At 62.9% G+C, this 12,496-nt stretch carries 13 protein-coding genes and 1 pseudogene; 5 read left to right on the top strand and 9 right to left on the bottom strand.

Annotation, left to right across the window (positions count from 1 at the left end):
- Positions 1-48: 48 nt before the first annotated feature.
- The 3 genes from IRZ56_RS02245 to IRZ56_RS02235 all read left to right on the top strand — a co-directional run bounded on the left by IRZ56_RS02245 (position 49) and on the right by IRZ56_RS02235 (position 2,472).
- The gene (locus IRZ56_RS02245) at positions 49-1,137 is read left to right on the top strand and encodes an asparaginase (protein WP_196143426.1); all 1,089 of its coding nucleotides are present in this window, start codon (positions 49-51) and stop codon (positions 1,135-1,137) included.
- 393 nt (positions 1,138-1,530) lie between these two features.
- Positions 1,531-1,773 (top strand): DUF1654 domain-containing protein, encoded by a 243-nt coding sequence (locus IRZ56_RS02240; protein WP_196143425.1) that lies wholly within the window; start codon positions 1,531-1,533, stop codon positions 1,771-1,773.
- A 6-nt stretch (positions 1,774-1,779) separates the two neighbouring features.
- The gene (locus IRZ56_RS02235) at positions 1,780-2,472 is read left to right on the top strand and encodes an endonuclease (protein ID WP_196143424.1); all 693 of its coding nucleotides are present in this window, start codon (positions 1,780-1,782) and stop codon (positions 2,470-2,472) included.
- A gap of 3 nt (positions 2,473-2,475) precedes the next feature.
- Here the strand turns inward: IRZ56_RS02235 and IRZ56_RS02230 are convergent, their stop codons facing one another.
- Both IRZ56_RS02230 and IRZ56_RS02225 read right to left on the bottom strand, forming a co-directional pair.
- The gene (locus IRZ56_RS02230; RefSeq protein ID WP_196143423.1) at positions 2,476-2,901 is read right to left on the bottom strand and encodes a GTP pyrophosphokinase; all 426 of its coding nucleotides are present in this window, start codon (positions 2,899-2,901) and stop codon (positions 2,476-2,478) included.
- Positions 2,902-3,208: 307 nt separating this feature from the next.
- Positions 3,209-3,778 (bottom strand): SPOR domain-containing protein, encoded by a 570-nt coding sequence (locus IRZ56_RS02225; RefSeq protein ID WP_196143422.1) that lies wholly within the window; start codon positions 3,776-3,778, stop codon positions 3,209-3,211.
- A 183-nt stretch (positions 3,779-3,961) separates the two neighbouring features.
- Between IRZ56_RS02225 and IRZ56_RS02220 the strand changes: the two genes are divergently transcribed.
- Positions 3,962-5,392, top strand: coding sequence for an MFS transporter (locus IRZ56_RS02220; protein ID WP_196143421.1), 1,431 nt, complete (start codon positions 3,962-3,964; stop codon positions 5,390-5,392).
- Positions 5,393-5,672: 280 nt separating this feature from the next.
- On the opposite strand, the gene IRZ56_RS02215 is transcribed toward IRZ56_RS02220, so the two are convergent.
- From IRZ56_RS02215 to IRZ56_RS02195, 5 genes and pseudogenes are all read right to left on the bottom strand, one after another.
- The gene (locus IRZ56_RS02215; RefSeq protein ID WP_196143420.1) at positions 5,673-6,548 is read right to left on the bottom strand and encodes a metal ABC transporter substrate-binding protein; all 876 of its coding nucleotides are present in this window, start codon (positions 6,546-6,548) and stop codon (positions 5,673-5,675) included.
- Between the two features lie 9 nt (positions 6,549-6,557).
- On the bottom strand, positions 6,558-7,418 hold the full coding sequence (locus IRZ56_RS02210; protein WP_196143419.1) for a metal ABC transporter permease: 861 nt from the start codon (positions 7,416-7,418) through the stop codon (positions 6,558-6,560).
- A complete protein-coding gene (locus IRZ56_RS02205) occupies positions 7,419-8,087 on the bottom strand; it encodes a metal ABC transporter ATP-binding protein (protein WP_196143418.1) in 669 nt (222 codons plus the stop codon).
- A gap of 268 nt (positions 8,088-8,355) precedes the next feature.
- Positions 8,356-9,678, bottom strand: coding sequence for a tetratricopeptide repeat protein (locus tag IRZ56_RS02200; protein ID WP_196143417.1), 1,323 nt, complete (start codon positions 9,676-9,678; stop codon positions 8,356-8,358).
- An 89-nt stretch (positions 9,679-9,767) separates the two neighbouring features.
- Positions 9,768-9,884, bottom strand: a pseudogene (locus tag IRZ56_RS02195) (IS3 family transposase); the annotation flags it as partial.
- Between the two features lie 355 nt (positions 9,885-10,239).
- Between IRZ56_RS02195 and IRZ56_RS02190 the strand changes: the two are divergent.
- Positions 10,240-11,208: an alpha/beta fold hydrolase gene (locus IRZ56_RS02190; RefSeq protein WP_196143416.1), complete on the top strand. Its 969-nt coding sequence runs from the start codon at positions 10,240-10,242 to the stop codon at positions 11,206-11,208.
- Positions 11,209-11,259: 51 nt separating this feature from the next.
- On the opposite strand, the gene IRZ56_RS02185 is transcribed toward IRZ56_RS02190, so the two are convergent.
- Positions 11,260-12,009: an SDR family NAD(P)-dependent oxidoreductase gene (locus IRZ56_RS02185; RefSeq protein ID WP_196143415.1), complete on the bottom strand. Its 750-nt coding sequence runs from the start codon at positions 12,007-12,009 to the stop codon at positions 11,260-11,262.
- Complete coding sequence (locus IRZ56_RS02180) at positions 12,009-12,431, bottom strand: MerR family transcriptional regulator (protein ID WP_196143414.1); 423 nt, start codon at positions 12,429-12,431, stop codon at positions 12,009-12,011. Before IRZ56_RS02180 ends, IRZ56_RS02185 begins: the two co-directional genes overlap by 1 nt.
- Positions 12,432-12,496: the final 65 nt, after the last annotated feature.

Below are 12,496 nucleotides of genomic sequence, written 5' to 3'. Positions count from 1 at the left end.
CTGTGCGATACAGCGACCATCTCACTAGGAAGAGAGAGAACAATAACGATGAATGCTGCACTTAAAACCTTCGCCCCCAGCGCACTCGCCCTGCTGCTGGTCCTGCCTTCCACCGTGTCTGCCAAGGAAGCCGAAACCCAGCAGAAGTTGGCCAACGTGGTCATCCTCGCCACCGGCGGCACCATTGCTGGAGCCGGCGCCAGCGCTGCCAACAGTGCCACCTATCAGGCCGCCAAGCTGGGCGTCGACAAGCTGATCGCCGGCGTGCCGGAGCTGGCCGACCTGGCCAACGTACGCGGCGAGCAGGTGATGCAGATCGCCTCCGAGAGCATCTCCAACGACGACCTGCTCAAGCTGGGCAAGCGCGTTGCGGAATTGGCCGATAGCAAGGACGTCGATGGCATCGTGATCACCCACGGTACCGACACCCTGGAAGAGACCGCCTACTTCCTCAACCTGGTGGAGAAGACCGACAAGCCGATCGTGGTGGTCGGCTCCATGCGCCCGGGCACTGCCATGTCCGCCGACGGCATGCTCAACCTATACAACGCCGTGGCCGTGGCCAGCGACAAGCAGTCCCGCGGCAAGGGCGTGCTGGTGACCATGAATGACGAGATCCAGTCCGGCCGTGACGTGAGCAAGTCGGTCAACATCAAGACCGAAGCTTTCAAGAGCGCCTGGGGCCCGATGGGCATGGTGGTGGAAGGCAAATCGTACTGGTTCCGCCTGCCGGCCAAGCGCCACACCGTCAACTCCGAGTTCGACATCAAGCAGATCAGCAGCTTGCCGCAGGTGGACATCGCCTATGGCTACGGCAACGTGACCGACACGGCCTACAAGGCGCTGGCGCAGAACGGTGCCAAGGCGCTGATCCATGCCGGTACCGGCAATGGCTCGGTGTCCTCGCGCGTGGTGCCGGCCTTGCAGGAGCTGCGCAAGAACGGCGTGCAGATCATTCGTTCCTCCCACGTGAACCAGGGCGGTTTCGTACTGCGCAATGCCGAGCAGCCTGATGACAAGAACGACTGGGTCGTGGCCCATGACCTGAACCCGCAGAAGGCGCGCATCCTGGCCATGGTCGCGATGACCAAGACCCAGGACAGTAAGGAACTGCAGCGGATCTTCTGGGAATACTGATCCTCGCAAGGCCTGGCCGGTGTGCATGGCATGCCGGCCAATCGCGGGACAAGCCCACTCTCATAGAACAACTCATAACTATTTGATTTTGCGGGACTTGTGGGAGCGGGCTTGTCCCGCGATTGGGCCGGGCCGATATCACCGTCGCCTGGCAAGGGCTTCGCCCTTGATCGCGGGCAAGCCCGCACACAGGGGGGCGGCGCTAGCCGCTTGTTCTCTGCGCGACAGCGCAGCCCGAAGGGCTGGGTAAATCTCCCACGGGCGTAGCGTCACGCTTCTTGTGGGAACCAACCGCTCTACCACGGTCATATAGGCTTTTCACCTTACACGCTGTTGCGAAAATGCCTACAGTGAAATACTGTATGCGCATACAGCAAAACAAGGAAAAGCCCCGTGGCCAGTACCTCTGCAGCAACCCTCAGCAGCTATGAACAACTGGGTATCCGTATCCAGAAGATCATCAACAGCCCCATCGCCCAGCGCAGCCGCGCCGCCTTGATCTTCCGCCTGGAGCACGAGTCCCCCGACGATTGGGAAACCTTGCTCGAGGAGATCGCCGAGAACGACAACGTCACCCTCGCCCACCGCGACGACGGCGGCGTGCAGATCTTCTGGACCGTGCCCAAGGAAGACTGACCCCGCATGAGAGTTTCGCTTTTCGCTGTCGCTTGCCTGCTGTTCACCGCCACCACCGCCCACGCCGATGCACCACGCACCTTCCAGGAAGCCAAGAAGGTCGCGTGGCGGCTGTACGCGCCGCAGTCCACGGAGTTCTATTGCGGCTGCAAATACAAGGGCAACAAGGTCGACCTGGCCTCCTGCGGCTACACCCCACGCAAGAATGCCCAGCGCGCCTCGCGCATCGAGTGGGAGCACATCGTGCCGGCCTGGCACATCGGCCACCAGCGCCAATGCTGGCAGAACGGCGGGCGCAAGAACTGCTCGCGCCATGACGAGGTGTACAAGCGCGCCGAGGCCGACCTGCACAACCTGGTGCCGAGCATCGGCGAGGTCAATGGCGATCGCAGCAACTACAGCTTCGGCTGGCTGCCCCAGCAGCACGGCCAATACGGCAGTTGCCTGACCCAGGTGGACTTCAAGGCCAAGAAGGTGATGCCGCGCCCGTCGATTCGCGGGATGATCGCGCGCACCTACTTCTACATGAGCAAGACTTACAACCTGCGCCTGTCCAAGCAGGACCGGCAGCTGTTCAACGCCTGGAACAAGACCTACCCGCCACAGCCCTGGGAACTGCAACGCAACCAGCGGGTGGCCTGCGTGATGGGCCACGGCAACGAGTTCGTCGGGCCGGTGAACCTCAAGGCCTGCGGTTGAGCCTCAGGCCAGCGTCTGCAGGTAGGCGCTGGCCTGCTGGTAGCGGCTTAGCCGGGCCAGGTCGGCCGGGCCCGGACATGGGATGCGCGACAGGTCGCTGTTGTCGGCAAGGTCGGCCAGCTTGACCTGCCGCGCCAGCGGGTCGACGCCCAGGCGCATGACGAAAGCCTCGTAGCTTTCCCCGTCGCGCCGGCTCAGGGCCAGCACAGCGGCGAGGATCTTCAGGGGGAACCCTTCGCGGGCGAGGTCCGAGAGGGTCACAGGGGTGTCTTCGAGTACGTCGTGCAGCACCGCGACGATCCGCTGTTCCGGTGTGGTGACCCGCGCCATCACCCGCAACGGGTGGAGGATATAGGCCACCCCCCCCTTATCGAACTGCCCTTCGTGGGCCTTGGTCGCCACGGCAATGGCCCGTTCCAGCGTAGACATGAGCCCCTCCCCCTCTGCAGCCTGCCTTGCCTACAAGCATAGCTGCACAATCCTGCCTATCCTTGTGCACGCCTCTGCGAGAAATATCCCGCCCCTCGGGCAAATGCCGGTCAGTCAAGCTATTGGGGCTGCTATGCAGCCCATCGCGGCACAAGGCCGCTCCTACAGAAATCACGCAAAAATGGCGGTTTTCCCGTAGGAGCGGCCTTGTGCCGCGATGGGGCGCGTAGCGGCCCCAACTGTTTAACTAACCGGCATTACCCCTCGGGCTACCCTGCCGTCGCGGCTGCGGCGCACCCTCCGTTCATCAGCGCTTGGCACCATGCTGGATGACGATCGAGTCGGTGCCCAGCCGCGCCATGACGTCCGCCTTGCGTGCCTCGGCCTCGGCCTTGGTGGGGAACGGCCCCATCAGCACCACCGGCTTGCCGTCACGGTACTCCACCGACGACGGGATACCCTTCTCGATCAGGCGTGCGGTCATGTCGCTCAGCGCCCCCATGTTGGCGCCTTGGATCACCTCCACGTCCCAGCCTTCCGGGGCCGGCTGGTCGGCCAATGCATCGGCGCGACGCTGCAGGTCGGCGCCGCCACATACCTCGCGGATACGCAGGTTATTGCCGGTTTCGTCGACGATGATTTCGTACTGGCCGTCGTGCTTGATCGCGACATAGCTGCGGTAGGCCTCGTATTGCCCGGCGTCGTCCTTGCCACGGACCTGGCCGCAGATGGAGCCTTGGGTGTCGATCCGTACGTTGGCGAACTTGGCCGTCTTGGGGTTTTGCAGGTATTCGGCGACCTGCTTGTGTACACCCTCGACCTCGTTCTCACAGCCGGCCAGGGCCAGCACTGCCATTACCACCGCCAGTTTGCGCACGCGTCTATCTCCTGATTCGAAGGGGCCGATTCTAGCATGACCACCGTCCCCCACCAGGGTGTCGGTGTCGCAGGGCGCACGGGGGGGATTCGAATTCCAACTGCGGGCAATGCCGATAATTAATTTCTGACGACGGCGTTCTTTCCCTAGTATGTGCCAGCGCTTCATCGCCCTGAGCTGCCCATGAGTTTCGCCTTGTTCTCCTTCAAACAGACCGCCCTGTCGCCGCCCGGTGCAGGGGTACCCAAACCACAACGGCTGGTCGCCGTCATCGCGATCATGCTCAACATCGCCATGGCCAATCTGGAAACGGCGATCGCCAACACCGCCCTGCCGACCATCGCCGCCGACCTGGGCACGACCGATGCGCAGTCGATCTGGGTGGTGAGCATCTATCACCTGGCCATGATCGCGGCCCTGCTGCCCCTGGCCTCGTTGGGCGACATCATCGGCTACCGGCGCATTTCCATGGCCGGGCTGGTGCTGTTCATCCTGGCCTCGCTGCTCTGTGGCCTGGCGCCTTCGTTCGAGTGGCTGCTGGTCGGCCGCCTGGTGCAAGGCCTGAGCGCCGCCGGGATCCTCGGCGTCGGCGTGGCGATGACACGTTTCGTGTTCCCCAACCACATGCTCGGCCGCGGCATGGGCGTCAACGCTCTGGTGGTGGGGGCATCCCTGGCGGCCGGGCCAAGCGTGGCGTCACTGATTCTCAGCGTGGCCAGCTGGCACTGGTTGTTCTTGATCAATGTGCCCCTGGGGCTGGTCGGGGTGTTTCTCGGCCTGCGCTCCCTGCCGCCCACGCCCACCTGCGGGCGATCGTTCGACTGGATAGCTGCCGGGCTGTGCGGGCTGTCTCTCGCTGCCCTGGTATATGCCATCAATGGCTTGGCCCAGGGCGTGTCGTGGAACATGACGCTGGGCTGTGCGGTAGTGGCCGGGATCGGCCTGTATCTGCTGTTCAGGCGCCAATCCGGCAACCCTGCGCCTTTGCTAGCGCTGGACCTGCTGCGCCAGCCGCGCTATGCACTGTCGGCAGCCAGTGCCGGCGCGTCGCTCACGGCCCAAAGCCTGGCGTTCGTCGCCCTGCCCTTTTTGCTGCAGCACCGGCTCGGGTTTTCTCAGGTCGAGACCGGCTTTCTGATCACCCCGTGGCCCGCCATGGCCGCGCTCATGGCGCCCATCGCCGGACGCCTGTCAGACCGCTACGCGACCGGCAGCCTGACTGCGTTGGGCATGGCGATCCTGGGTCTCGGCCTGGTGCTACTGTGCACCTTGCCACCTGAGGCCGAGCGCTGGGACATCGCCCTGCGCATGGCCGTGTGCGGTGCGGGGTTCGGCTTTTTCCAATCGCCCAACATGCGCGACATGATCGCCTCGATCCCGGCCGCGCGCAGCGGCGGCGCGGGCGGCCTGTCGAGTACGATACGCATGCTCGGGCAAGTATTGGGAGCCGCGTTGGTGGCGGGTTTCTTCCAGGTGTATTCAGCCCGAGGCGCCTCCATGGCCCTCTGGACCGGTGTGGCATTCGCCGCCCTGGCCTGCATGGCGAACCTATGGAAGCTTGCAGGTTCTTGTGAGGGATCACCCAGTGCTGTCGCAAAGAGAGTAAGCGGCTAGCGCTGATCCCCTGTGGAAGCGGCGGTCCGACTTGTCCCGCGATTGGGGCGAGCCCGATATCACATCACCTGGCAAGCGCTTTGCCCTTGATCGCGGGACAAGCCCGCACACAGGCAACCCACCATTTGGCAAGCCTTGCGTGATCCTGTAGGAGCGGCCTTGTGCCGCGATGGGGCGCGTAGCGGCCCCAATTATTAAGGCAGAAGCCTTGCGTATGTGGGTGCCAGGCATGGAGCCTGGCAAGCGGCGCAGCGGCAGCGCTGCCAGAAGGCTGAGTGAGTCAGTTACCCGCCAACGCCCGGGTGATGGTCTCCACGTTCAGGCGATACATCCCCAGATAGCTGCTGGCAGGCCCTTCGGCTGCAAGCGCATCGGAGTGCAGCGTGCCGCCGATCCCCGCGCCCGTCTCGTCGGCGATCTGCTGCAACAGACGTGGGTCTTTGATGTTCTCTACGAAAACCGCCTTGATGCCCTCTTTGCGAATCAGCGTGATCAAGTCGGCGACTTCCCGTGCCGAAGCCTCACGCTCGGTGGACAGCCCCTGCGGCGCGACGAAGGTGATGCCATAGGCTTGCCCGAGGTAGCCGAACGCATCGTGAGAGGTGACGATCTTGCGGTTGCCGGGCGGCAGTGCCGCGAAGCGCTGGCCCACTCCGAGCAGCAGCGCATCGATCTGCTTCGTATAGGCCGCCAGGTTCGCGCGGTAGTCCTGCGCATGGCCAGGGTCCACCTGCTCCAACGCCTTGGCGATGTTGCTGGCGTAGAGCTTGGCATTGGCCAGGCTGTTCCAGGCATGGGGGTCGGTCACCGCATGGCCGTCTTCCTCCAGGGTACGTGGGATGACCCCTTGGCTGGCGCGGATCACCTTGGCCCGGGTGTCGCTGCTGCTGACCAGGCGCTCCAACCACGGCTCGAAATGCAGGCCGTTCTCGATGACCAGGTCGGCAGTTGCGACATGTCTGGCATCGTCGGGAGTCGTTTCGTACACATGCGCATCACTGTCGGGGCCCACGAGGTTGGTGATCAGGACATGCCCTGCTCCCACATGCTGTGTGATGTCGGCAAGGATGCTGAAACTGGTGACGACCTTGACCCGCTCGCCGGCAGACAACACCGGCGAAAGCAGCAGGATGATCAGAAAGAGCGATAGGCGCATACAGGTTCCTCAATGAACGACCGGTGAATAATGGCGACGCAACAGGCCATGCACCGGCCCGCACATCACCGACAACAGGTACGCGCCCCCAGCCATAACCACGATTGCCGGGCCACTGGGCAGCGAAACGTAGAAGGAAAGCAACAGCCCCAGCCACACCGAGGCCATGCCGATCACCGCCGCGATGGCGATCAACCGAGGCAGGCTCTGGCTCCAGAAGCGTGCGGCGATGGCCGGCAGCATCATCAGGCCCACCACCATCAATGCCCCGATGGCCTGGAAACCGACCACCAGGTTGAGCACCACCAACCCCAGAAACAGCCCATGGGCCAGGGCGCCATGACGGCTGACAGTGCGCAGGAACACCGGGTCGAGGCTATCGAGCAGCAACGGGCGGTAGATCACGGCGAACAGCACGAGGCTGCCGGCCGCCACGCTGTACATGACCTGCAAGGTCGCTTCGTTGACGGCCAGTGCCGAGCCGAACAGCAACCCGAGCAAGTCCAGACGCTTGCCGGCCAAGCCCAGCAGAAGCACGCCCGAAGCCAGAGAGATCGGGTAGACCGCTGCCAGGCTGGCGTCCTCGCGCAGGCCTGTGTGCCGGCTGACCAAAGCCGAAAAGCCCGCCACCGCCAGACCGGCCAGGAGCCCGCCGAGGGTCATCGTCAGCACCGACAAACCGGCCAGCCAGAAGCCCAGCGCCGCGCCCGGCAGGATGCCGTGGGAAATCGCATCGCCAATCAGGCTCATGCGTCGCACCACCAAGAACACCCCGAGCGGCGCGACGCTCACCGCCAATGTCAGGCCACCGAGCAATGCGCGGCGCATGAAGGCGAGTTCGGCGAAGGGCTGCCACAGTAGATCGATCATTCAACCCACCTGGGCCAGGCCGGGCTGGGCAATCAGCGCACGGCTCGGCCCATGCCGGCAGCCTTGCCGGTCGATCACCAGGCAGTGCTCCACCGACGCCCGCACCCGGGCCAGGTCGTGGCTGACGACGACAAGCGTGCAACCGGCCTTGTGCCAGGCCTCGATGTGCCGCCAGAGCAAGGCCTGGCCGTTGTCGTCGAGCGCCGCATCGGGCTCGTCGAGCAGCACCAGGGAAGGATTGGTCAGGCTCAGCCTGGCCAGCAAGGCACGTTGCAGCTCGCCACCGGAAAGCGCCTGCAAAGGCCGGGACTGAAGCTGGCCGAGGTCCCACGCCTCCAGCACTTGCTCGAGCTGGCGCCTGCGCTGCGACCGGGTGATGCGTTGCCCCCAGAAACCGCCGCTGACCAGCCCGGCCAGGTCGATGGGAAACTGCCGATCGATAGCCGATTGCTGGACGAGGTAGCCGATCCCCCCATCGCCTGCAAGGGAGACGTGTATGCGGCCGGACAATGGCACCTGCAGCCCCGCGATCACTTTCAACAGGCTGCTTTTGCCACTACCGTTCGCGCCCACTACGGCCGTGAGGCTGCCGGCGGGCAGCTTCAGATTGAGTCGCGGGGTCAGCGGCCGGTTGGCGGCGCCCCATTGCAGGTCTTGGCACAGGATCACAGATGAAGTCCCGAGAAAGAACAAGGAATAGCCACGACGGCATGGCCGCCGATAACAATATGTTATGTTATAACAATATTCAATGAGATTTCTTTCACGGTTTGGTCTTGAGGCTGGCAACAGACAATCGGGCCTTTGCGTGCATATCGGCTGCACTGGGGCTGCTACGCAGCCCATCGCCGGCAAGCCGGCTCCCACAAATAACGCGTCAGCCTTGAGGGCAGCGCTGTCCCTGTGGGAGCCGGCTTGCCGGCGATGGAACGGAGGATCAGCTCGCAGCCAGCGCCGAGAGCCAACGGCTATCCCGGGGAGAAGGACGACGATGCAGACGCTGATCCAGCAATGCCCTGGCCTTTTGCGTTTGACCGGCACGCATCAACGAGACCAGCAGCGTGTCCTGGACGATCTCCCGCTGCGCGCCGCTGCCACCAATTCGCACCACGTCATGGGTTACCGGTTCCAGGATGCGTGCACACTGGGCATATCGGCCTTCAGCGAACGCCTGGACGGCGTGACAAAGCGCGGGCACCACCGGCCCTGCCCGCAGTTTCCCGTCGCGTACCAAAGCCGTCAGCGCCGCCGCGCGCTGCTGCAGCGATTGCTGGTCACCCGTGGCTGCAGCGAGCATCGCCATGTGGAAGTCGACGAATGGGACGCCTGGTTGCCTGAAGTGATTCGATGCATGCCGCGCGGCGTCCGCCCACAGGTGAGCCGGCACTTCGTGTCCATACGCCTGCAGACGCCAGAGGAAGGAAGAGGTGTCACTGATCACGTTGATCGGCAGGCCGGTCGCGACGCCAGGCGCAACATGTTCGGCATAGATGCCAAGGGCGGTCTCCAGGTCATCCCGCTCCAAGGCAACCAGCGCCCCATGCCAGGCAATGTGGTTGTGCAGCGTGCCGCTGCGGTCATAGCCTGGCAGCCAGTCCTCGATCAGTTCGTCTGCCTCGTCGTTGGCACCCGCCTCGTACAGGACGTGCGCGAGCGCATGTACACCATTGACGTTGTTTCGGCGCAGTTCCAGCGAACGTTGGGTGAGAGTACGGCCCAATGCGACATTGCCATTTTCACCATGCGCCCAGCCACGGCAGGTAAGGAACCACCAATCGTTTTCGGGAAAGTGGTGCGCATGGCGCTCGCAGAGATCGACCCGCGCCTGATCATGGCCAGCCATCCCGGAAAATGCGAACAGTCCGAATGCCCCCAGGGGTAACGCCATGATCAGAACGTCGAGAGGCCAGCGGTCCAGGTGCTGCAAGGCACTGGCCAATGCCTTTGCCGGCTCGCCATGGATCACGTACGAAAGCGTCTGTACATGGCTGCGCTCACGTTCGCTGCCATTGACCTGGGCCAGCTCGGCGGCCTTTGCAATCTTGGCCTTGGCCTGCGCCGCTTCGTTACGGATGGCGTGAAAGCGGGCACGAGCCGCATAGGCCAACGCAAAGTCAGGATCGGCCGCGATGGCCTGGTCCAGGGTCTGCCCCACGTCGGTCCACAGTGAAAGCAACAGGTCCACACCCGTCCTATAACGCTCAGCCGCTGCCTCGCAGGTGGTCGAAAGGGGCAGATCGTAACGGTCGGCACAGGCCATGGGGATTGCAACTCCTTGAAGATCGAGGCATAGATATCCAGGTCGCATTCTTGGCTTCATTGACTAACCAATTACTTAGCGTTAGAAGAGTCCAGCACTACCGCTAGGTAGAGCCATCCTTCATAGATGCGGATGTAAGTAATATCTGTTACCCAGACTTTGTTCGGCTTACTGACTTTGAACAACCGCGCGAGGTGGTTGGCCGACAATTGGCTTTGCCGACACCCGGAAATAGCCGATCACTGACTCGCCGTTCCATATGGCCTCTGCCCGACGGCGCTACCGGCCAGTTGCGGGCAACAAGCAGTTAGTTCAAGCCCATGTGCCTGCCGGTATAGAAGATATGGCCTAGACAGTAGCGGCTATTGTACCTTTCGAAACTCTCGCAGAACCTTAGTGCAGTTAGCCGATACCCATAGACGATGGTGCGAAAATTCGCGTGACAATAGGATTTGCGAACCGGTGCTCCGGCTACCTCGTGATAATCCTGTGAGCTTTGCGAGACCTGGTCCCCCGGTCCTCATTCGCCGCAGGAGCGGTAACCAGACGAGAGTTTTCACCATGACCGACGAGACAAAAGGAACCTCCCGCCGCGCCATAATGGGCGCCGGCGTGGCAGCTGCAGCAGTTGCGGTAGCAGCCCCAGTCTTAGCAAGCCAAGTGGGTAGCAGTCAGGCCAAGGTTAGTGGGCGTAATGAGCGAGGGTCGAGCTATCTCACACTTCGCGATGGCACTGAGCTGTTCTATAAGGACTGGGGCAGCGGTCAGCCCATAGTCTTTCATCACGGATGGCCGCTGTCCGGGGACGACTGGGACAACCAGATGTTGTTCTTCCTCAGCAAGGGCTACCGTGTGATTGCTCATGACCGACGTGGTCACGGTCGCTCCTCGCAAACGGTGCAAGGCAACGACATGGACACCTACGCCGCCGACGTGGCGGAACTGGCGGAGCATTTGAACCTGAAGAATACCGTGCACATCGGCCACTCCACCGGGGGTGGCGAGGTCGCCCGCTATGTCGCACGCCATGGCGCTGGCCGCGTCGTCAAGGCGGTGCTGATCGGCGCCGTGCCACCGATCATGCTAAAAACCGAGAAGAACCCCGGCGGCTTGCCACTGAAGGTATTCGATGGTTTCCGCGAAGCACTTGCCGCCAACCGGTCGAATTTCTACCGCGACGTAGCGGCGGGCCCCTTCTATGGTTTCAACAGGCCGGGAGCCCAGGTCACGCAAGCGGTAATCGACAACTGGTGGCGGCAGGGTATGAATGGCGGTGCCAAGGCCCATTACGACTGCATCGCAGCCTTTTCGGAAACCGACTTCACCGAGGACCTCAAGCAGATTCCCGTACCGACGCTGGTGCTACATGGTGAAGACGACCAGATCGTCCCCATCGACGACTCCGCGCGCCTTTCGATCAAGCTGCTGCGCCACGGCACCCTGAAAACCTACCCCGGCTTGCCCCACGGCATGTGCACCACCGACGCCGACACCATCAACGCGGACCTGCTGGCCTTCATCAAAAGCTGACAGCGGCATAACGCAAAAGGCCCGGTGCGTTCGCACCGGGCCTTTTTCGGTTCAGAGCTGCGACAAACCACCATCGACACACAGATCGACGCCGGTGATGAAACTGCTATCGTCGGATGCGAGGAACAGCGCCGCGCTCGCCAATTCTTCGGGGCGGCCAAGACGCCCCAGCGGAATAAGCCCCGACAGCTGCTTTTCGAAAGTATCGAACTGCGCCTCGCCGATGCCCATCTTGCCGATGATCGGGGTCAGCACCGGGCCGGGGCTCAGACAGTTGACGCGGATGTTGCGGCCTTTGAGTTCCGCCGCCCAGCTGCGGGCGAAGGAGCGCACCGCCGCCTTGGTCGCTGCATAGACCACGTGGGCTTCCAGTGCCTTCAGGTGGGCGATGGACGACACCAGCACGATGGAGCCGCCGTCGCTCAGCAGCGGCAGCGCTTTCTGGATGGTGTAAAAGACACCCTTGACGTTGATGTCGAACTGCTCGTCGAACTGCTGTTCGTCAACCTGATCACCCGGCGCCGTGCGAATGATGCCGGCATTAGCGACCAGCACGTCGAGGCGGCCGAAGCGCTCGCCCACCTCTTGGTACAGCGCGTCCAGATCCGCCAGCCGGCTGGCGTCCGCGCAGATACCAACGGCGCTTTCACCGATGAGGCCTACCGCTTCCTCCAGCGCATCCCGGCGGCGTCCGGTGATGACCACTTCGGCGCCTTCCAGGGCAAATCGTTGTGCGGTGGCCAGACCGATACCACTATTGCCGCCCGTAACCAGGGCGACTTTGTTGCTTAGCTTTCCCATCATCTCTCCAACGTGGCTTGTGAATGAGCTCGTTCGGGAGGTCGCAGATCGGGAGCACGCATCAGGCTATCGTGAAGGGGCAGATAACGCTCGATCTTTTCCGCCAGGCGCTCGCGGCGCTCGGCAAGTTGCACCTGAAGTGCATTCAGCGCTGCCAGTTTTTCCAGGTGCTGCTGCAGGCAGGCAAGGAAGCCTTCGCTATCTTCCTCCTCCTCCAGATACTGCAGCAAGCCGCGGATCTGCCGGGTACTGAAGCCGCATTCGAGCAACTCGCGAACCCACAGCACGCGCTGTACCATGGACGAGGCATAGTCGCGATAACCATTGTCCAGCCGCGACGACTCGATCAGTTGCCGCGACTCGTAATGGCGCAGCGCCCGTGTACTGACGCCGGCGCGCAAGGCCAGCTCTCCGATTTGCATGTTAACCTCCGATGGAAGAACTCTGGGGGCTTGACGCTAGTGTCAAGGTCAAGCCCCCTTTGGCT

It is taken from the genome of Pseudomonas guariconensis (assembly GCF_015680235.1).
In the GTDB taxonomy this organism is placed as follows: Bacteria; Pseudomonadota; Gammaproteobacteria; order Pseudomonadales; family Pseudomonadaceae; genus Aquipseudomonas; species Aquipseudomonas guariconensis_A.
This window is presented reverse-complemented; position numbering and strand designations above follow the sequence as displayed.